Annotated in this window: 15 protein-coding genes and 1 pseudogene; 5 read left to right on the plus strand and 11 right to left on the minus strand. The window is 48.0% G+C overall.

What is annotated here, in order from left to right:
- The first annotated feature begins 51 nt into the window (after window positions 1-51).
- Entirely contained in the window at window positions 52-2,262 is a 2,211-nt protein-coding gene (locus ACFODW_RS16605) for a beta-propeller domain-containing protein (RefSeq protein ID WP_390307907.1), read from the plus strand.
- 103 nt (window positions 2,263-2,365) lie between these two features.
- Window positions 2,366-2,551: a YppF family protein gene (yppF, locus tag ACFODW_RS16610; protein WP_390307908.1), complete on the plus strand. Its 186-nt coding sequence runs from the start codon at window positions 2,366-2,368 to the stop codon at window positions 2,549-2,551.
- A gap of 418 nt (window positions 2,552-2,969) precedes the next feature.
- Here yppF and ACFODW_RS16615 read toward each other — a convergent pair whose 3' ends face one another.
- Window positions 2,970-4,448 carry an alpha-amylase family glycosyl hydrolase gene (locus ACFODW_RS16615; RefSeq protein ID WP_390307909.1) on the minus strand — a complete coding sequence of 493 codons (1,479 nt, stop codon included), beginning with the start codon at window positions 4,446-4,448 and terminating at the stop codon, window positions 2,970-2,972.
- 156 nt (window positions 4,449-4,604) lie between these two features.
- Complete coding sequence (locus tag ACFODW_RS16620) at window positions 4,605-4,976, minus strand: YisL family protein (RefSeq protein WP_390307910.1); 372 nt, start codon at window positions 4,974-4,976, stop codon at window positions 4,605-4,607.
- Between the two features lie 155 nt (window positions 4,977-5,131).
- Here ACFODW_RS16620 and ACFODW_RS16625 point away from each other — a divergent pair, with 155 nt between their 5' ends.
- Window positions 5,132-6,328 (plus strand): ornithine--oxo-acid transaminase, encoded by a 1,197-nt coding sequence (locus ACFODW_RS16625; RefSeq protein ID WP_390307911.1) that lies wholly within the window; start codon window positions 5,132-5,134, stop codon window positions 6,326-6,328.
- A 50-nt stretch (window positions 6,329-6,378) separates the two neighbouring features.
- On the opposite strand, the gene ACFODW_RS16630 is transcribed toward ACFODW_RS16625, so the two are convergent.
- Both ACFODW_RS16630 and ACFODW_RS16635 read right to left on the minus strand, forming a co-directional pair.
- Window positions 6,379-6,537, minus strand: a complete 159-nt coding sequence (locus tag ACFODW_RS16630; protein ID WP_390307912.1) for a hypothetical protein — start codon at window positions 6,535-6,537, stop codon at window positions 6,379-6,381.
- Window positions 6,538-6,558: 21 nt separating this feature from the next.
- Window positions 6,559-7,749: a DUF418 domain-containing protein gene (locus tag ACFODW_RS16635; RefSeq protein WP_390307913.1), complete on the minus strand. Its 1,191-nt coding sequence runs from the start codon at window positions 7,747-7,749 to the stop codon at window positions 6,559-6,561.
- A gap of 138 nt (window positions 7,750-7,887) precedes the next feature.
- On the opposite strand from ACFODW_RS16635, the gene cyoE reads away from it, so the two are divergent.
- Window positions 7,888-8,823 carry a heme o synthase gene (gene cyoE / locus ACFODW_RS16640; protein ID WP_390307914.1) on the plus strand — a complete coding sequence of 312 codons (936 nt, stop codon included), beginning with the start codon at window positions 7,888-7,890 and terminating at the stop codon, window positions 8,821-8,823.
- Between the two features lie 101 nt (window positions 8,824-8,924).
- Here cyoE and ACFODW_RS16645 read toward each other — a convergent pair whose 3' ends face one another.
- The 5 genes and pseudogenes from ACFODW_RS16645 to ACFODW_RS16665 all read right to left on the minus strand — a co-directional run bounded on the left by ACFODW_RS16645 (window position 8,925) and on the right by ACFODW_RS16665 (window position 12,515).
- Window positions 8,925-9,482, minus strand: coding sequence for a hypothetical protein (locus ACFODW_RS16645; RefSeq protein ID WP_390307915.1), 558 nt, complete (start codon window positions 9,480-9,482; stop codon window positions 8,925-8,927).
- The gene (locus ACFODW_RS16650; RefSeq protein WP_390307960.1) at window positions 9,479-10,078 is read right to left on the minus strand and encodes an SCO family protein; all 600 of its coding nucleotides are present in this window, start codon (window positions 10,076-10,078) and stop codon (window positions 9,479-9,481) included. Before ACFODW_RS16650 ends, ACFODW_RS16645 begins: the two co-directional genes overlap by 4 nt.
- A gap of 109 nt (window positions 10,079-10,187) precedes the next feature.
- Window positions 10,188-11,868: pseudogene (locus tag ACFODW_RS16655) on the minus strand (cbb3-type cytochrome c oxidase subunit I).
- Between the two features lie 16 nt (window positions 11,869-11,884).
- Complete coding sequence (locus tag ACFODW_RS16660; protein ID WP_390307916.1) at window positions 11,885-12,352, minus strand: cytochrome c oxidase subunit II; 468 nt, start codon at window positions 12,350-12,352, stop codon at window positions 11,885-11,887.
- Between the two features lie 13 nt (window positions 12,353-12,365).
- Complete coding sequence (locus ACFODW_RS16665) at window positions 12,366-12,515, minus strand: hypothetical protein (protein ID WP_390307917.1); 150 nt, start codon at window positions 12,513-12,515, stop codon at window positions 12,366-12,368.
- Window positions 12,516-12,666: 151 nt separating this feature from the next.
- On the opposite strand from ACFODW_RS16665, the gene ACFODW_RS16670 reads away from it, so the two are divergent.
- Window positions 12,667-12,810: a hypothetical protein gene (locus tag ACFODW_RS16670; RefSeq protein WP_390307918.1), complete on the plus strand. Its 144-nt coding sequence runs from the start codon at window positions 12,667-12,669 to the stop codon at window positions 12,808-12,810.
- A 36-nt stretch (window positions 12,811-12,846) separates the two neighbouring features.
- Here the strand turns inward: ACFODW_RS16670 and addA are convergent, their stop codons facing one another.
- Both addA and addB read right to left on the minus strand, forming a co-directional pair.
- The gene (gene addA, locus ACFODW_RS16675) at window positions 12,847-16,569 is read right to left on the minus strand and encodes a helicase-exonuclease AddAB subunit AddA (RefSeq protein ID WP_390307919.1); all 3,723 of its coding nucleotides are present in this window, start codon (window positions 16,567-16,569) and stop codon (window positions 12,847-12,849) included.
- A complete protein-coding gene (gene addB, locus ACFODW_RS16680; RefSeq protein WP_390307920.1) occupies window positions 16,562-20,062 on the minus strand; it encodes a helicase-exonuclease AddAB subunit AddB in 3,501 nt (1,166 codons plus the stop codon). The genes addA and addB overlap by 8 nt, the downstream gene beginning before the upstream one ends.
- Between the last annotated feature and the right edge of the window lie 91 nt (window positions 20,063-20,153).

Here is a 20,153-nt window from a genome sequence, read left to right on the forward strand (position 1 = left end):
GCCAAAATGGTTCGGACCCATAAGGAAAAAATCCATAATGAGGTGATTCATATGAAAACCAGGAGGACCGTCCTTATTTCAGCAGCATTGCTGCTGCTCGGCATCGCCATATACCAGTTATACCAGTTCTATACAGATGCCGTGACTGCCGAAGTTTCCTCCCCTGCCAGCTATTCCTCGCCCACCAAAGATTGGCGGATTCTGTTTTCCGAAGAGATGAATCCGGATACCTTTACCGAAGACAGGGTAGCAGTAACGGACCAGTTTGGTGATCATGTATCTATTTCCTTACAATGGGACCGTTCAAACACGATATTAACCATTCAACCGCCCAAAAATGGATATACAGCGGCCAAACAGCATCAGCTCTGGATATCGGAACAGGTAGAGAGCAACAGCGGCAGCAACCTATCCGCCCCGCTGGAGCATATTTTCACCCCGGTGGCCGGTTTGCCGGCAATTCAAGACGGCGGGCAGCTGAAAACCCTCCTGAAAGAACGCGGTTCCCCTGCCTCCTATTCTTTATTCACAGAGCAGGCGGAAACAAGCAGTGACGCTGCGGAACCTGCAGGAAATGGCCACTTCTCAGAAACGAATATACAAGTGGACGGGATTGATGAAGGGGACAGGCTAAAAAATGATGGAGACTACCTTTATTTCGCCCGGGAAGGGGATATCATCATATCTTCAGCTGACGGCAGCAACAGTAACGTACAGAGCACCATTACGGAGGATCATTTTCATCCGACAGAATTATTTCTGCATAAAGATTATTTAATCAGTATTGGTTCTTCCACAGCACCTCTCCGCCCGAAGACAGAAAGTGAAACAGAGGTCACCAGCCATGAGGACATGGCAGTTCATCCCTCCCACACCAGCCATACCAGCATCTACATTTACGATATAAAAGATAAGCATGACCCTGTATATGTAAAAGAAGTAACAGTAGAAGGCAGACTTTTGTCAGCGCGGAAAATGGATGGCCACTTGTATCTTGCTGCCAGCCACCAGCCATACCGGATTATGGAGACAGGAGAAGAAGGCAGGCCCTATGTAAAAGACTCATCCATCCATGAAGAAGGAGTGCCGCTTCCCTTAGAAGATATGTATTATTTTCCGGACAGTAATGCTGCCGACAACGTGCTGCTGACCTCTATCAACCTGGAAGAACCGGATGTCCCCGCGGAAATCAGCTCCTATTTAGGGGCCGCCCATCAGTTGTATATGTCTAAGGATCATTTATACCTGGCCGCCGAACGAATTACAGAAAAAAATATACCGGAACAGGAAGCCTCCAGCAGCAGCATGATCGCCAATCCCCTGGTCGATACAGAGGTTTTTCAATTTCAGCTAAGCAATGGCGATATCAACTATTCGGCTTCTGCGGTTGTCCAAGGAACATTGCTCAATCAGTTTTCCATGGATGAAAGGGACAGTACATTTCGGTTGGCTACAACTAAATCTGGAAGCGGTGAAGCAGATTCCTCCAATAATCTCTATACATTTTCGGCAGATGATCTGACTCCGCTCGGATCGATAGAAGGACTCGCAAAAGGGGAAAGAATATACAGTGTCCGTTTCATGCAGGATATTGCCTATATGGTCACTTTCCGCCAGATTGACCCTTTATTTGCCATTGACCTCAGCGATCCGGCCCAGCCGGAAGTGCTCGGAGAGTTGAAGATACCCGGTTTCAGCAATTACCTTCATCCCCTGGATGACGGCCATGTTGCGGGGTTTGGCCAGGAAACCATTTTAACGGAGCCACCGGGAGGCGGAGAGCCGATAGTCGAGCCGGATGGAATCAAAATTTCCATTTTTGACGTCAGCAATCCGGCTGAGCCAAAGGAAAAATTCACTGAAGTAATTGGCCAAGGTGGTTCCTATACAGAGCTGAACCATAACCATAAAGCATTATTTCATCACCCGAACAGCAAACTGTATGGTTTTCCTGCAGCCTTGTTCGAGACAAAAACCATCAACAAGGATGATATCTCCTACCGAGAACAATCGTATGTTTTTGAAGGTGCCCTTCTCTATGAATTAGACACTCAAAATGGAATTACTCTGTTCGACACCATCTCTCATCAAGCAGAGGGCCTGGAGCATCCTGTCTGGAAATCGGAAGTGAAACGGATAGCCTCTTCAGATGGCTATCTATATACGTTCTCCTATGACCAGATAAAAGTATATGATCTGAAAGAAAAGCAAATCACCCAGACCCTCTCTCTGCCGGATTTTACGAAGCAGAATGGTTATTGACTGCTTTCTCCCCAGCTGCACGGGAGGATATCGTTTCCAGTCTGCATGAAATGGACGAACCCTTCATATAGTGTAAAAAGTATTCACTGAAGGAGGAACATGCATGCGAATTGCCGAACTGCTCGACGCTTACGAATTAGAAAAGACCCATGCACCGGAAAGCTTTAATGATTTACTTGATTACTATCAGCAAAAATATATCTCTGGAGAAATAGATATTATCATGTACCGCAGGATCTATTCCTGTCTGGATGCAGAAGGTGCTGTGTCCGCGCATGAACATATTTGACTGAGAGGCTGGGACAATAGTATTTTATCCAAAGATTGATTAAACTAACTGGAAACTTGTTTAGTGGGAATAGTCGCTTCGGAAATATGCTTCGCTTTCCGCGGGCGGCTGGTGAGCCTCCTTGTGCTAGCGCACTGCGGTGTCTCGCCTAGGCCTGTCCTCCCGCAGGAGTCGGCGCATATTTCCTTCGCTAATTTTGTGCACTGTTCGTCTGCTGGGTCAAACAGTTTAGTTTTACCCCAACCTCTTTTTATGGTAAATAAAAGCAAGGACGCCCCGCTGTACGGCCGATTTATCTACTCTCCTGCTGATTAACCTTATGGCCGCCAGATGTTCCATGAAAACGGGGAACAATATAACTGACTGAAACAGAAAAAGAACTTAGGCAGTTCTCCTACACTGCCTAAGTTCTTTTTCTTTATGCATTCCTTTTTCTTTGTCTCATACTTAAGTAAATGACACCGCCGATGAAAAGCAGAATCACCCCACCAGAAAAGCCGATCAGACTCCAATTGAGGCCAGTGTCCGGCTCGATGGTATATACCTCGACCGATTCCCTGGGTATGCCGATCTTATGGTTGCCGTTCTCATCCTCCCGGACAATGTTGTCTCCAAGATAGCCCCTCAGCTGCATATCGGAATCTATGTCACTCAGAGATACTACACCTGTTTCACTTCCATTGTTGATGGCAATAAACATTGATTCGCCTTCATAAGTACGCTTGAATACACTCATCGGGCCGTTGGAGCCCACAAGTTCAAAATCTCCATAGGCAAATACATCGAACTCTTCCCTGAGAGAAGATATCCGGTCATGGAATTCCTTTACTTCCGGCTCCCCGCTGTTATGAGGAACAAGCCGTTGCGAGCCTTCTGGACCTTCCCCATACATAGGAAGTTCTGTTCCCTGAAGGATTGCCGGAACACCTGGGGATGTATATAGATAGGTGAGAGCCAATGTCCATGCTGTTAGATTGTTGCGCCCATTTTCTGCGAATGACTGAGTGAACCTGTCTGTATAGAAGGTGTCCATGAACAGGATATCGGATTGGCTGCCAGTTTCCTCCCATGCTTCATAGATCTCCGAAACTGGCTGATCCACGTCCGCAAAAATATCACGCATCACTTCCATCATATACGGATTATCCACGGCATCAATTTCCGTATTTTCTAGCAACGCATCCTTCCGGCCTTCTTCTGCCAGGATATCGCCGAACAGATAGAATTCCTCATCCTTCTCTTTGATATACTGTGTAAATTCAGTCAGAAAGTCCATCGAAGCCTGATCTGCTGCATGGAGGTAGAACCCGTCAATATCCGTTTCATCCATCCAATAGTCAGCCGCTTCCCGCAGCATTTCACGGACATCTTCATCCTCCTGGTTGAGAAGGGCAGCTCCCTCAGCCCACTCCGGGTCTACATCAGTTTCAGCAAGGGCAGGTGCTGCAGGATCCCCTGCCAGCGGGTGGCCGTCAGCCGCATAATTGGTTACAAACTCAAGAACCACTTTCATATCATACTGATGCGCTTCTTGGACCAGCTGCTGTAAATCCTTCATCGTTCCATATTGATCCTCGAGCTGCTGGAAGTCTTCAATCCAGTAGCCATGAAAGCCATCCTCTGCATTTGCCATGATAGGAGAAAGGGAGATAGTCGTCACCCCAATTTGCTCCAGTTCATCAAGACGCTGGATAATCCCCTGAAGATCACCGCCATGATAAGCTTTTGGGTCATCTATGTTGACCTGCTGATCATTGTTATTGTCCCCGTTATTGTATCGGTCCACCATAATTTTATAGATGATTTCCTCGTTAACTTCCCGTTCCTCTGCTTGCACAGGTAAGCTGCCCAAGAGGAAGAGTGAGGCGACGAGGAAAAGCCATATTATTTTTTTCATTATTGATCCCCCAAAAATTAGTATCATTCCGTTCCATTATTAACCTTTTCGCAGAATAGTCAACACCAATCCATATATTGTTGAAAATCCTTCATATTCAATGGCAAGCTCGCCTCTTTTCATAAAAAAAGCCATCTCCGAAGAGACAGCTTAGCTTTAAGGGGAAATTCCTAGTGGCAGACGACCGAATCCAAGAATCAGTGCAAGCAGTACGGCAATTGCCAGCTGGATCCATGGACCTCTTGCCGGTTTGTCTTTTTTTGTTTTCCCCATAATCATTTCCGCTGCTGCGATTACCCACAGCCCTGCCAAACCTTTGGTGATCGCTTCGGCCAAAATCGGCATGGATGGGTTGGAAAGATAATTCCAGAGCAGCATGATGCCTGTGAATAGTACCAATAAATAGTCCAGTCTTAGTATCATGTGAACGATTTTCCCCGCTTTGCCGTTTCCTCCTTTATACAGCGCAACGGCAGCGACAAGCAGGATAATCAGCAGCACCCATGAGGTGATATGCGTATGTATCATCATCCAGTCCTCCTTTTTCATGCTACTGCCATGATATCATGGAAAAACCGAAAAATCATTTTTAAGTATTTTTCAACATCCAGAGGAAGTAAAATATTGAAAAAACTGATATAATAAAGAAGTATAGTGATTTTTCAAGTAATCGGAGGGATAGAATGGTACTTACAAGTCAGGAAATTATCGATCAGACACAGGAATTCGGAGCGAAAAATTATCATCCACTTCCTGTTGTAGTAGCAAAAGCGGAAGGTGTATGGGTGGAAGATCCTGAAGGCAACCGCTATATGGACATGCTCAGTGCATACTCTGCAGTAAACCAGGGGCATCGCCATCCAAAAATCATTGAAGCATTGAAAGAGCAGGCTGACAGAGTGACGCTGACCTCCCGTGCTTTCCATAATGATCAGTTGGGACCTTGGTATGAAAAGATTTGCAAGCTGACCAATAAAGATATGGCACTTCCAATGAACACAGGTGCCGAGGCAGTCGAAACAGCCGTTAAAGCAGCACGCCGCTGGGCTTATGACGTCAAGGGCGTGGAAGAAAACAAGGCAGAGATCATTGCTTGTGAAGGAAACTTTCACGGACGTACAATGACAGCTGTTTCCCTGTCTTCCGACGAAGACAACAAGCGCGGCTTCGGACCAATGCTGCCGGGTATCAAACTTATTCCTTATGGTGATGTAGAAGCATTGAAAGCGGCCATCAATGAAAACACTGCAGGTTTCCTGTTCGAGCCTATTCAGGGTGAAGCAGGAATCGTCATGCCTCCAGAAGGCTTCCTGAAAGAGGCTTATGACGTATGTAAGGAAAACAATGTTCTTTACATAGCCGATGAGATCCAGGCAGGTCTTGCCCGTACAGGGAAAATGTTTGCATGTGACTGGGAGAATGTAACACCGGACATGCATATCCTTGGCAAAGCACTTGGCGGTGGAGTGTTCCCTATCTCTTGTGTCGTTGCCAATAAAGACATCCTCGGCGTTTTCAATCCTGGTTCCCATGGATCCACTTTCGGCGGTAATCCGCTGGCATGTGCGGTTTCCATCGCGTCCCTGGACGTACTGGAAGAAGAAAAGCTTGCCGACCGCTCTCTGGAACTCGGCAATTACATGAAAGAAGAGCTCCAATCCATTGATAATCCAAAAATCAAGGAAGTTCGCGGTAAAGGTCTGTTCATCGGTGTAGAGCTTACCGAGGTTGCACGCCCTTACTGTGAAGAGCTGAAAGAAAGAGGCCTTCTCTGTAAAGAGACCCATGAAAATGTCATCCGTTTCGCTCCACCACTGGTCATTGAAAAAGAAGACCTTGAGTGGGCTATCGGACATATCAAAGAAGTGTTGAAAGGCTAATAGTTGAATGATTCGCCGTATGGGCCCCGGAAGTGGCTCATGCGGCCTTTTTATTTAGGGCAAAGCGCTCCAGAGTTCCGATCAGTGACTGTGGCTAATCGCAAGCAGATCTGCATAGCCGCAAAAGAATGGCAGGCTTGGCCGATCATCCGCTGCAGGTGATAACGGGGACTGCTCAATTCCTGAACAACAAAAAGGAGGGTCCCCATGATGGGACTGCCTCCTTTTTACTATGCTTTTCTTTCTTCCCTTTCCATTCGCCGGAATGGCTGCTTCCTGCCATAGGTCAAGCTCCGCCATATCCATTCAAGCGGGCCGAATCGGTATCTGGCCATCCACCACCTGCTGAGGAAGATTTGTGCAATAAAAATTCCTGCCACCATTAAAACGGTATACGTCGGACTGACCTCTCCATACAGGCCTAAACCGATCCCGTAAAATATCAGCACACTGACAAGCGACTGCAAAATATAATTGGACAGCGCCATTCTTCCTACCCAGCCGAACGGCCGAATAATTCTTCTTCCTGTATCCGTTACAGCAGCCAAAGTGAAGGTCACAATATAGAATAACGCAGAAGCCACCCCGCCGATATTGTCTTGAACATAGGAGAACCAAGTTGGATTACCAAAAATGTATGGGCCTGCTTTCAAAGCAAGGAACAACACGAGCATAACCATCCAAAGTTTTACCAATAAGGGCTTTGAGGCTTTCGGGTCATGGAGCATCCGTTTCTTCGCCAGGTACATGCCAATCAGAAACATCGGCAACAGCATGCATATCAGGATGAGAAACGAGCCGGCATTGGAAAACATCCAATCCCTGAGATTTTGGCTCCAAATATCCACTAGACTGCTGCTTTGATACTTTTCGAATGCCCGTTGGATCTCCGCCTCAAAAGCCACGCCGATATAATCTCTGGCTGCATATAATCCAAGGGTGAATAAAGCCGCACTGCCAAGCAGAATGGCCAATGCCCATATAAGAAGGGTTCTCCCAGACACTTTTAGGAATAACAGCATCAGTAATCCAATGCTTCCATAAAAAAGCAGAATATCTCCATGCCAGATCAGAAAGGCATGAATCAATCCAAATCCGATCAGGATCAGCAATCTTCTCGTCAGAAAAGGCCTAACCCTTATCCCCTTCTTCTGAAGCCTCTCTTGCATCAGCTGGAAACCAAATCCAAACAAGATAGAGAACAGCGTATAAAAGCTCGCCTGGAAAAAGATGTCAATGACTGTAAGAGTCCATTGATCCACCGCGGACGGCCATGCTTCCCTTTCCCCTCCATAAATGAAATACGGTGCCGAAAAAGTTCCAATATTGACCATGAATATGCCGAAGATAGCAAATCCCCTGGCTGCATCAATCCATTCTAGACGGTTTGCTTCCTTCACTGGCTGGGCCTGTATGTCCATGAAAAAATCCTTTCCCCGAAATATATTTTTTAGCAGTTATTCAATAGAATGTTCGTTAAATCCTCCATTTTTAAGTTAGAGAGTCTGTTTGCACCGTGATATAATAGATAAGCAATCCCTGTAAAGGTGGGAAATTTTATGAGCAATGAATATATGGATTTATCCAAGAATAATCAATCATCCGTAACATCGAATCAACATAGTAATTTTATCACTGATATGAAGGCATTGGTCAAATCTGGTGTCCTCATTGCTAATGCATTGCCGGTATTTGCCGGGTTTTGGCTGGCCATTCACTTCACTGGTGTTTCCTTCTTCGATCACTGGGGAAGTTTCTTGCTGGTAATGGCCGGAAGCACACTGGTGATGGCCGGGGCTCTTATTTTAAATAACTGGTATGATTCTGATATTGATACCGTCATGGACCGGACCAGACATCGTCCAACGGTTACCGGGAATTTTTCTTTAAAGGCAGTACTGCGGATGGGCATTGGAGCCACCCTTGCCGGCTTCATCCTCTTACTGTTCACTACTTGGGAAGCCGTTCTTTACACATTCATCGGCTGGTTCACCTATGTCGTGCTTTATACGATGTGGTCCAAACGGCGGTATACCTTGAACACGGTGATCGGGAGCATTTCAGGGGCTGTAACCCCTATGATTGGCTGGGCGGCCATCGATTCAGCCATCCATATCGTGCCTCTGACATTGTTTCTTCTTCTATTTATCTGGCAGATTCCGCATACCTTTGCCATTGCCGTTCGCAAATTTGATGAATATAAGGCGGCCGGGGTGAAAATGCTTCCTGTTGTCCATGGGATTGACATGACCAAACGGCAAATGGTCGTCTATGTTGCAGCACTGCTTCCTCTGCCATTTCTGCTTCCCGCACTCGGGCCTCTATTCATGGTAATCGTAACCATTTTAAATGCCGGATGGCTTGTGCTTTCCTTCCGCGGTTTATTTACAGGGGAACACAAGAAATGGGCCTATTGGAATTTCCTATACTCCGCCAATTATCTGACGATTGTATTTTTCCTCGCAATCATCGTTACCCTGCCGGCATTCCACTGACCACCGGCAGGGACGATATTTCCGTCCGTTTTCGTTTCTGTACTACCCGGTTTCTACACGAAAAAAACCGGCATTGACAGCCATCAACTGCCAGTGCCGGTTCATTCATACTCAGATCGGTCGATAAACATTAATTGGATAAAATATAAAAGAATGCTGATAGCAAGAAACAGAAATGCCCAACCTAGTGTCTTCTGCTCGACGATCAGGTAACTGTTGCAAAGTTGGGTGGGGGAAGCGATATAGAGCCAAGCCATCAACCCGCAAGCAGCTGCCGATAGGATATACACGGCATTCTTCCAGGTGCCGGTCAGCTTTTTCCAGCTGTCCCTCAGCGGTACTCCGGCAAGGAATGGCAGGCTGATAAATTTAAAGATCTCCACCGCGGGTACGGTAAGTGCTTCATCCATGGTCCGCGGAAGCAGCCAGTACAGCATGATAATCATAAACAACAGGATTCCCGGCACTCCATCCTGATTCCATTTCGCAAAAAATCCGGGGAATTTTTTCTGAAAGAAAGGGGCCATCAGCATCCCGGCAATGACCAGCAGCGGCATCTGCATATGCATATGGATGGCCATGATGGATTCTGCCAAGGCTGCCACCGGAGGAAGCGCAAGAAATAGATAGAGTGCTAATCCGTATTTAGCCTGTTTCATTGGATCTCCCCCTCCTTTTCCAACATGCTATTGACTTTTTCAGCGGCCCCTTCGATATCTGTATAATCCATTACGTCTGCCAGATAGCCTTCCGGGTTTACCAAGTAAAAGGCAGAATTATGGGTGAAGTTCCCATTCTGATCCGGGATGATCACCACGCCAAACTCATCCAACAGGCGATTCAACTGCTGTTCGTCTGATATCCGGGCCATCCTCCATGTCTCCCCATCACTGTTGAACATCATCCGATATTTTTCCAATGCTTCCGGATCATCCTGGTCTGGATCAAAACTGATACTCAGAAAGACGATATCTTCACCGATATATTTTTCGGGAATAGATTGATATACCTGTGCTTGATTCATCTCGAGCTCCGGACAAACGTCCATACAAGCTGTATAAATAAACGTGATGAACACATACTTTCCGGCAAATTCATCAAATGAATACGTCCGCTCCTTACTGTCTTCCAAGGTCACTTCCGGAAAGGCGGGCTGCTCGGCACGCAGTTCATTTGTCCTTGCCGTTTCCAATGTATATGCTTGAAACCCGTCGGTCGCTGTGAAAATAAGGATGAATCCAAACAGGAGCACCATGGAAATGGAAAATTTCTGTTGTTTATTCTTCAAAGGAATCACTTCCTCCCGAGTATTGTGAATCAAGCAAGAGACAGTCCGGCTGATCCCGGCTGTCTCTTTACCTGTTCTACCATGTACGGAATGGAGGTGAGCCTGGAGGTGCATTGACAATCAGATCTACCACTGGGATGACATAACCCATGGAAACAACCGCAATCATCAATACAATCCATAAACCCCAGCGTTCCGTCCACTTAGGTGTTGGCCCTGCGTCTGGTTCCGGTTCGGCAATCGGGAATTCTGTCTGCCCTTTTGGAGCCCGGAACATCAGATGGAAGACAATGTAGACCATCATCACTACGCCAATGATCAGCAGTGTTCCACCGACGGCAAGGAAGAGCAGGTATGGGTCCCAGCCCAGTGCTGTAGCATTATCCCCATATGTTGAATAGGATGTTCTTCTTGGTGAACCAAGCAGGCCGACCCAGTGCATCGCTCCCGCCATAAACAACATCCCCGCTGTCCAGATCAGTGTCTGGATGACTCCAAGCTTATTCATTTTAGGTGTCAGTTCACGTTTGGACAGGTACGGAATCAACCAGTAGGCAATGCCGAAGAAAGTAAGCATTACGGTAGTACCGACTGTAAGATGGAAGTGCCCGGTTACCCAGAGGGAATTATGCACGACCTGGTTCAGCTGGTTATTGGTCTGGGCAATCCCGCCTGCTCCACCCGGGATGAACGCGATCATGGCAATCATTGGTGCCAGGAAACAAACATCTCCCCATGGCAGTGTTTTAACCCAGCCAAGAAGGCCTTTTGCACCTTTCCTTCTGCCGGTTCTTTCAAAGACAGCGAACATGGCGAATGCCGTCATGAGGGATGGGAAAGCAATCGATAGACTCATGAATACATGCATGAACTTAAGTCCTTGGGAGAATCCGGGATCAATGATCTGGTGGTGGAACCCACCAGGAATATTCAGAATGACCAACATGATAATTACCAAACGGGTCAACGAGTCACTGAACAACCTTCCTCCAATGATTTTCGGCACTGCCACATACCATGCGGAGATGGCTGTCAGATACCAGATGTTCACAAGCGTATGGCCAAAGCTCCAGAATAGTGTACGGGCTAGCAGTACATTGACGGTCTCTTTCCAGCCGAATGCCCATGGAATTAAGGTGAATACTTCAATTGCCACGCCAATGCTTCCGAAGAACAGCATGACGAACACGCCGACTGCAAAGAATGATAGAAGCGGTATATGCTGGCCGCGGTTCTGTTTTCTCCATTTTGCTACATTGATGAAACAGCCGAATGCCGCCACCCATATTCCTACGACCAGAAAGACCAGGCCGATATAGAACCAGGGAGAAGCCTGCATTGGAGGATAAAAGGTATAAAGCACCGATGCTTCCCCCATTGCAATCATTGTTCCTGACATGGCCGTTCCTACTGCCATCAGTCCGAATGCGACCCAGCCCATTTTACGGACAACCGGCAACAGACCGCCCAGTGTATGTGATAACACCGCATAAAAGTATCCGACAGTAAATAATGCAGTAAATACCAGTACCATCAACACGCCATGTCCTGTAAGTGTTTTGGTAATAGTCAAACCATGACGGAAGCTCCATCAAGCCGGCACGGTTCAAACCCTGGAACAGACCGAGAAACCCGCCGATCAATAATGTAATGAATGCAACAGAAAAATAGGTCAATGTTAGCTGGGAATCTTTCGGATTGATGCCCAGGGTCTTATTTGCCTTTTTACGAAATGGTTCTCTGATTGGCAATTCCATTTGATTGCCTCCTTCCTTATTTCACTGTAATTGTAGTCCCCATCATCTGATGCCCGGCCCCGCAGTATTCATTGCAGATCACCAAATATTCACCGGGTTCATCAAAAGTTTCCGTAATGGTCTGGATATGTCCCGGCATGACCATCGCATTTGTATTGGTGCCGGCGATCTGAAAGCCGTGGGTGACATCTTTGGAAGTCATCCGGAACGTCACTTCCGCTCCTGCTGGTACTTCAATTTCGTTTGGCGTGAAACCGAATGCCTGCAATGTCATAATGACTTCATATTTATTTTCACCGATTTCATAGACTCCTGGATTATCAAACGGAGACGTCTCATCCACTTTCTGAGGATCAATCGTATCCTTGTCACTAGGCGGCCCCATACCGAGCGCAAATGTCTGGTAGCCGGTCACAACCATGCTGAGTACCAGAATACCCACCCCGATAATCAGCCATATCTCTTCATGGCGATGCAGTTTCATATGAATACCTCCTTCATAGTCGAACCATATATAAAATGAAAAGTAACAGGAAGAACAGGACAATGCCGCCCCCGACGAACACTACTGAAGAAAATAACGCACCCTTCAATGATTCTGTTTCATGCTGATTTGCTTTCTGCTTGATCTCTTTTGCAGTTGCCATCGTTCATCAACCCCCTTGTTTATTTCTTGTCTTTATCATAATTCAATTTTGCTGGAGGATAAGTGAGATAAATTACCGGGAGCCAGTGATTTTCGTCAAACCCTGAAGATATTATGGCGAAATGGTGAACAAAGTTTATTGGTGGGGGGTTATGGGATATCAGCAGGAGAGCGGTTTTATCCGCGGGTGGTCGCGGGTATCGCTAGGACAGCGCATTTATCCGCGGGTGCTCCGAAATATCGCCAGGACAGCAAACTTATCCGCTTGCACCCCGGGGTATCAGCGTTTCCCATAAAAAAACCAGCTGCCCAAAAGGGAGCTGGTTGGTAAGTCAAGGCACTCTGACGAGTAGTGCCTTGTCGAAGAAATATAGGTATGTTTCTTTTACTGGCTGCTTCCATATATGCTCGATGGCATATCGGTACAGTTCCATCTGTGTCCGGTAACGGTTGATGAGTCTTTCTTTGACGGCATCGGTGACTTCTTCCCAAATGGCGTCCGTTTTATAATCCAGAATGATCCACCCGTCTTCTTTAGGAATCAGTCCATCAATTACCCCTTGCAGCAAGACTGTCTCATCCGAGCCGGACTGCCAATTGGCATATACCTCATTAGCTGGAAGGGTAAGACTGAATGGAACCTCCCTTTGAAAGTCGGATGCTTGTGCCCTGATGTAGGCTGCTATATCGGAAAGATAGAATTCCTCGATGGCATGGGCGTCCACCGCGTCTGCCTCTTCCCTTGTCATAATCTCTTTATCTGCCAATCTTTCTGCATGCTCCTGTACCTCACGGGCCGACAAAGTCCTGTCCATCGGCAGGTGCTGCATGACCGTATGCATCGCCGTTCCCTTTTCAGCAGAAGTTAGCTTTTCCTCTTTCTGCATGAAATTCGGGCGTTTGATGATTGGAGGCCGGTATTCCTCCACCAGCTGGGTCGAGCTGTACTCGTCAGCGATTTCCCGCTGCCTTTTCACTTCAGTGACGGTTTGTTTTGCTCTATATCTGGCTGCTTCTTGATAAGGATATTGGTAGGAAAGCCTCTCCTCTACCATTTGGTGTAATTCTTCGCTCTCAGCTTCTACTGGCTTCCAATCGATTAGATGCCCTATCAGTTCCTTAGCCTCTTCCTCTGAGCGGTCTTTCTGATTGGCGAACTCACTGCCATGGACGATGGAAACTTTCCAACTGGAAGGGTCCACCTGGATGTCATCCAACACAGCGTCATGTATTTCTTCCGTTCTTAATTCACTGCTGTTTTGATGGCGGATCAAGGCTGGCCCCACCCAGTCCAGATAGGTTTTGGAGGCCATCCGGTAATGGGCAGGCATTACCCAGTCGGCATGATCCAGCATCTTTTCCCAATCCTCCCTCCTCTTCTCAAAGGAAGGGACATTGCCGACCATCACCAGTTTTTCCTTGGCACGGGTGAGTGCCACATACAGAACACGCATTTCTTCGGCCAGCAGTTCGCGCTTCTTTTCATTTCTCAGCGCATGATAGAACAGGGTAGGATAGGTGATGCGCTTGACAGGATCAATATATTTACTGGCAAAGCCAAGGTCTTTGTGCAGCAGGTATTTATGATTAAGATCCTGCATATTGAATTCCTTGCCCATTGCACCAACAATGACAGCCGGAAATTCAAGTCCCTTGCTCTTATGGATTGTCATAATCCGCACTACGTCTTCCTGCTCACTCAATGCCCTGGCTGCTCCCAGGTCATCTCCTCTTTCTTCCATTCTTTCAATGAAGCGCAGAAAACGGAATAGCCCGCGGAAGGAAGTAGCTTCATAGCCGCGTGCCCGGTCATAGAGGGCGCGGAGATTTGCCTGGCGCTGTCTTCCTCCCGGCATGCCGCCGACAAAATCGAAATAACCGGTCACCCGGTATATGTCCCAGATCAGTTCAGCTAGAGCCCCCTGCCTGGCCTGCAGGCGGAAATCCTCCAGTCGGCCGAGAAACTTTTCAACCGTATCGGCCGTTTTCCCGGTGTGCTGCCTGCGGTATTCCCGAAGAGCATCATAGAAGGAATTATACTTATCAGCAAGCCGGATCTGGGCCAGCTCCTCTTCATTCAAGCCTACGATTGGCGACTTCAATACAGAAGCTAGTGGGATATCCTGTCTTGGGTTGTCGATCACCTTCAGGAAGCTGATCATTACTTTCACTTCAATTGCCTCGAAATAACCTGTGGACAGCTCTGCATATACGGGGATCCCCTGTTTTTTCAATTCATCGGCAATGGTCGGCGCCCATGTCATCGAGCGCAGCAGAATTACGGCATCCCGGTATTGGAAATCTCGTTGGGCTCCGGTTTCCTTATCAAAAACCTGAAGGGGTCCTCCCTCTTTCTGCCCAATCCATTCTTTTATTTTTTCTGTATAGGCCCTTGCCTCCAGCTGGGCCTTCTCCAAATCCTGAAAATCTTCGCCTTCTTCGTCACTTGATTCTTCTTCCGCTTCCCGGTCGATAATTACGAGCTCTGGGCTTGGTGATGGAAATGGCAGCTCATCATAGGATTTATTCCCATAGATCAATTCGGCATCGGCGTCATAGCTTATTTCCCCTACCTCTTCATCAAGGATCTGCCGGAAGATGAAGTTGGTGCCGCTGAGCACCTGCTCCCTGCTTCGGAAATTGCTTGCCAAATCAATACGGGCAGCAGGATGGCCGCTTCCGGCAAAACGTTTATACTTATCGATGAACAGGGAAGGTTCGGCATGGCGGAAACGGTAGATGCTCTGTTTTACATCCCCTACCATGAACATGTTTCCCGGCCCATTCCTGTCACTGATCAGGGTCAAAATCGTTTCTTGTACAAGGTTCGTGTCCTGATATTCATCTACCAGCACCTCGCTGAACCGGCGCTGGTACTCTTTGGCAACCGTGGACGGAACCGGATGATTGGTGGTGGAAGCTTCATTGTCTATCAGTAGTTCCAGACAAAGATGTTCCAAATCGGAAAAGTCAACTAGTGCCCGCTCCCGCTTCTGTTCTGTAAAGCCTGCCTTAAACTGTTTCACCAGTTCTGTCAGCCGGCGGATGATAGGGGCGATCTCGCGCATATCTTCCACATGGCTGTTCAAATCACGTGTAAACCAGTTGTCCTTCATGCCATTCCAGCGTTTTTTATAGCTGTTTCGCAGCTTTTTTGTCCGTTCCTTCTTATCCTCATTGCATTCGGTTTTCTTACGTGACAATGTCTTGAAATCCGCTTGGCTGATAAAGTCGCCCAGAGCGTCCCAATTGTCCAGGCGGCTCAAAGCTCCTTGAAGCAATTCCAAATCCGACTCAATGGCTTCTGCATATTGATAGGGCCCATCATTTTCCCTGGTCATCTCCATGGCAAGCTCCATCTCGTCTTGGATAGCTTCAAAGGTATTGCGGACTTCGCGTTTCATGATGTTCAGCCAATCGAGTTCTTCCTCCCGCCAATCATCAGGAATGGAATATGTCTCGGCAAGAGAATCCAGCCATTCATCGGGATAGGGATTCTGCATAGCGAACTCATAGAGTTTCAAAATCAGATCCTCCACCTGCACATCACTGCGGTCATTGGAAAACCGGTCGACCACTTGGAAAAAGCTCTCCTGCTGTTCCGTCTCGCTTCCGTACCATTCCTCAAACAGGTCATCGAGCACCTCCTGTTTGAGCAGATCGGCCTCCATGTCATCAGCAATCCGAAAAGCCGGGTCAATATCCAGAAGATATGCATACTGCCGGATTACGTCGAGGCAGAAGGAGTGCAGCGTGGAGATGGATGCGGTCTGAAGCATGGACAGCTGTTTTTTCAAATGCATGGAAGCAGGATTCTCCGCCAGGGCGGACTCCAGTGCCTCGCCGACCCTATTGCGCATTTCCTGGGCGGCCGCATTGGTGAATGTCACGACTAAAAGGGAATCAATCTCCACCGGGTGGTCCCGCCGCAGCAGCTTCTGGATAATTCGCTCGACCAACACAGCGGTCTTTCCGGATCCTGCTGCGGCTGCCACGAGTACATCTTTTCCGTCTGTATAGATGGCCTCTTCCTGTTCTCTTGTCCAACTAACCATTCTGCTCCTCCTCCCGTTTTAACCTGTCCAGTATTTCATTATCTTTCATATCTTTCAGCTTGCGGTAATCATTCGTTTCCAGTATCGGATCAAATTGGCAGACCGCATGGAAGGGACAGAACGTACAAGCGACATTCTGCTTATGCTGGTATGGGTTCAGATGGACGCCGCCCTCGGTAATGTCCAGGCCGGCATCCTGCATCAATCGGTGCATATGCTGCTTGAGGCTATGGAATGTCTCTTCATCAGCAATTTTGGAATCGCTGCGGAATCCGCCATTTTTTTTCAAGCCGGCTGGCACAATCACACTTCTCTTCCCCGGGTCCATCGAGGTGTCCATTGCTTGCACCGTCTCTTCATCAGAAAGAAGCAGTCCATCCATTTTATATTTTTGGAAAATCTTTTCCTCGATCGCCTCATCACTCAGCCTGCCCTCGCTTGAAATCATCGGGTTATGAACATGGAAATAAAGCACTCCGGCCGGCGTAGCTTTCTGCTTCAGCCAGCTTTCTGAATGGGTGAGCACCACATCTAGATAGGTCAACATCTGCAGGGCCAGCCCGTAGTACACTTCCAGCAGGCTCAGCCCCTTCGAACTCGACTTGTAATCAATGATGCGGAGGAGCAGATTATCGGACGTCAACGCCTTGTCTACCCGGTCGATTCTCCCCCTGAGCATCAGTTCATAGCCGTTTTTCAGCGGCATGCTGAGCGGCGGCAGCTGTTCATTCACTCCAAAACCGAGTTCTAGGCCGACAGGGGAGAAATTGCTCTGCCTTGCCTGTTCACTCAGTACGAATGCTGCCCTTGCAATCACCTGCTCGAGCTTCTGCTGGATATATTTATAGCGGTTGGAACTGCGCAGTATCTGATTTTGCAAAATTGGCGCCAGATTGCCTACCGCTTTCCGCGCGTAAGAATTCGTATCCGACTTTGTCAACTGTGCAAAGTCCCTGCCCTCCTGCTGGATCCATTCCGTGATTGTTTTTAACGCTTCATGGAAAAGCTGGCCGATATCAGGGGCATCCAATTTATATGTTTTCCGCTCATCCAGTCCAAGGCTGTATTTGGCAAAGTGCTGATAGGAGCAGCTGTAATAAGATTCCAGCCGTGATACACTTGCCTTCACCTGCTTCGGATAAAGCTTCTCCGCCGTGTCTGATGACAGATTTACTGGTTTGTTTTCATAATGCAGACTTTGCAGGATCGTATAGGTCGTTCCGTACTTCTCATGATTGCCGATATACCAATTCAGGACATGGCGCCAAACAGGCTTGACCGGATATCCCTTCAAGCTTCTTGCCAGTTGAGCGGTCAGGGCGGACCTGGTTTTTACCGGTGTGGTAATAAACCGGTCGGCTTCCACCAGCTCATCCGGGTCTTGGAGCAAGATATGATCACAGCAGACCGGAAACAGATCCTCCACCCGCTTGATGAGCTGGGAAGGCATCTTGGATTTCCCTTCCTCATCACTGAGCGGATAGCTGATCCACAATTTGTCCTTTGCCGAGGTGAACGTCGTATACATATAAAACCAATCATCAAGGAGCTGGCGCCTGCTCGTATCAGCAAGCTTCAAGCCGTGTTCCTGCAACAGCTCCCTTTCCTGTTCATTAATCATCCCGTCTGCCGCCGGCTTCATCGGCCATACACCGTCATTCACCCCGAGCAAGAAAGAACATTTGATGCCGCTGATCCGGGAATGGTCAATCGTACCGACGATGGCATGATCCATGGTCGGCGGCACATGGGCGAACTTCAATGTTTCAAAGCCTGCATCCAATGCCTTCCTGAATGTGGAAAGAGACATCTTCTCTTCGCCGGCCATCTCTACTATTTCATCAAACAGCTGGATGACTGCATCCCAGACCTGATCCTGTTCCCGTCCTTTTTCTATTTCACCTTTTTCATCATACTGTTCCCTCGTCCGCTCGAGCTGTCCAGGTATTTCCAGCTCTTCCAGCAGGAGATAGGTAATCTCGCATAGTTCCCTGACCGTATCGGCCCGACGGATTTTTTCATCAAAGGACTTCAACGCACTGGTAGCCTGCCGGCGATACTTATTGATCCGCCGCTGTGTCTCTTTTTCGGCGTCCGTCTGGGCAGCTTGGTCAAAGCCGCGGAAACGCTGGAAAACCCACTCTTCCTCACTGAACCAGCTGTCACGGGAGCGGATGCCATATTCCAAAACATAATTTTCCAGTTCATCAATGGCATCATCCGTCAGTGGACATTCCTTGTCGTATGCCGGTATGAAACCTGTCTTCAGGGCCCGAAACACTGCATCATACCGCCAGTTCCCCTCCACGATATCCAGAATGGAACGGATGAATTCAATCAGGGAATGATTGAGCATGGTCCGCTTTTCATCGATAAATACCGGTATATCGTGATCTCTAAATACAGTATCTATCAAATCATGGTATGTCTCCGTCTGGCGGATGAAAACAGCGATATCCCTATAGCGGTAGCCCTCTTCCCTCACCAGGCGAAGAATCTCCTGGGCAGCCCCTTCCACCTCTGCACGTGGATGGACAGCCTCGGCGATATGGACAGGCGAGCTTCCTTCGAAGACCGGTGCAGGACGTACGTCAAAATAGCGTTCCAGATGAGCAAAGAACGGCCGATCCGAAAACCTGCCCTCCTCCGGCTTCAGCACCTCCGTACCATCAAAGGGGATGCCGCTCTCCCTGGCCATTTCCTGAAGTGTATGATAGGTTTCGACAGTTTGATAGAAAAGGTCCAGCTCATTAACGTCCCCTTCCTTCTCCGGATCCATCGTAAGGGTGATGGTAACGCATTTACACTTTTTCAAAAGTTCTTCCACCACGATCAGCTCATTTGGTGTAAAGCTGTGAAAGCCGTCCATGTAGACTTCAGCGCCTTCGAGCAAGGAAGACTCTCTGATTTTTTCCGCCAACAGGCGAAGCTGGTCTTCACTATCAATATACTGATCTTTCAAGGCTTCGGTCAGCCGGTCATAGATATACAGCAGATCCTCCAGTTTTCTGGCGAGCGGTTCTTCTCCAGGTTCCTGGTGAACATAGCCGCGTATGTCATCAATCTGCATGCGAAGCGCCTCAGGCGGTATATCATATCGCTTGAACTCTGTAATCATTCCTTCCAGCTGCCCTAGAAACCCCTGCTTTTCCATGGCCTTCTGAAATACCTGCCAGTCCCCCTGTTTTTCTTCAATGATTTTCCGCAGCATCATCTGCATCCCGACCGAGCTGATGAACTGTCTGGTCCCTCCCCCGGTTTCCTGGAGGATTCTCCATGCCAGGCGGGAAAAACTGACGACCTGTGCACGGATACTCCCCTGAATCGATGGATCATTAAAAAGGGAGTACTCCTGCTGGAACGTCATCTGGTCAGGGACCAGGTAAAAAATCGGCGCGCCTTTTGGGTCATCCAGCAGCTTTTCTTTAATTTCATCCATTGTCCTGCCGCTTTTCCCCGTGCCAGCCCTTCCTAATAGGAATCGGAGCCCCATCCTGTTTCCTCCTTTTCAAAAATGGTTGTGTTGATCTATAAAAGTTTTTCTTATTATCATGCATAAACAAAGGCGCAAGCGTCCGGCCAGC

The organism is Virgibacillus sediminis (assembly GCF_042643265.1).
GTDB lineage: Bacteria > Bacillota > Bacilli > Bacillales > Amphibacillaceae > Virgibacillus_O > Virgibacillus_O sediminis.

Bases quoted from the DNA above. Each gene is read 5' to 3' on its own strand.
- yppF (WP_390307908.1), top strand. From the start codon at position 2,366: ATGCGAATTGCCGAACTGCTCGACGCTTACGAATTAGAAAAGACCCAT.
- ACFODW_RS16605 (WP_390307907.1), top strand. From the start codon at position 52: ATGAAAACCAGGAGGACCGTCCTTATTTCAGCAGCATTGCTGCTGCTC.
- ACFODW_RS16620 (WP_390307910.1), bottom strand. From the start codon at position 4,976: ATGATACATACGCATATCACCTCATGGGTGCTGCTGATTATCCTGCTT.
- ACFODW_RS16660 (WP_390307916.1), bottom strand. From the start codon at position 12,352: ATGAAACTGCATCGCCATGAAGAGATATGGCTGATTATCGGGGTGGGT.
- addB (WP_390307920.1), bottom strand. From the start codon at position 20,062: ATGGGGCTCCGATTCCTATTAGGAAGGGCTGGCACGGGGAAAAGCGGC.
- ACFODW_RS16670 (WP_390307918.1), top strand. From the start codon at position 12,667: ATGGGATATCAGCAGGAGAGCGGTTTTATCCGCGGGTGGTCGCGGGTA.
- ACFODW_RS16630 (WP_390307912.1), bottom strand. From the start codon at position 6,537: ATGGGGACCCTCCTTTTTGTTGTTCAGGAATTGAGCAGTCCCCGTTAT.
- cyoE (WP_390307914.1), top strand. From the start codon at position 7,888: ATGAGCAATGAATATATGGATTTATCCAAGAATAATCAATCATCCGTA.
- addA (WP_390307919.1), bottom strand. From the start codon at position 16,569: ATGGTTAGTTGGACAAGAGAACAGGAAGAGGCCATCTATACAGACGGA.
- ACFODW_RS16650 (WP_390307960.1), bottom strand. From the start codon at position 10,078: ATGGTGCTCCTGTTTGGATTCATCCTTATTTTCACAGCGACCGACGGG.
- ACFODW_RS16645 (WP_390307915.1), bottom strand. From the start codon at position 9,482: ATGAAACAGGCTAAATACGGATTAGCACTCTATCTATTTCTTGCGCTT.
- ACFODW_RS16635 (WP_390307913.1), bottom strand. From the start codon at position 7,749: ATGGACATACAGGCCCAGCCAGTGAAGGAAGCAAACCGTCTAGAATGG.
- ACFODW_RS16665 (WP_390307917.1), bottom strand. From the start codon at position 12,515: ATGGCAACTGCAAAAGAGATCAAGCAGAAAGCAAATCAGCATGAAACA.
- ACFODW_RS16615 (WP_390307909.1), bottom strand. From the start codon at position 4,448: ATGAAAAAAATAATATGGCTTTTCCTCGTCGCCTCACTCTTCCTCTTG.
- ACFODW_RS16625 (WP_390307911.1), top strand. From the start codon at position 5,132: ATGGTACTTACAAGTCAGGAAATTATCGATCAGACACAGGAATTCGGA.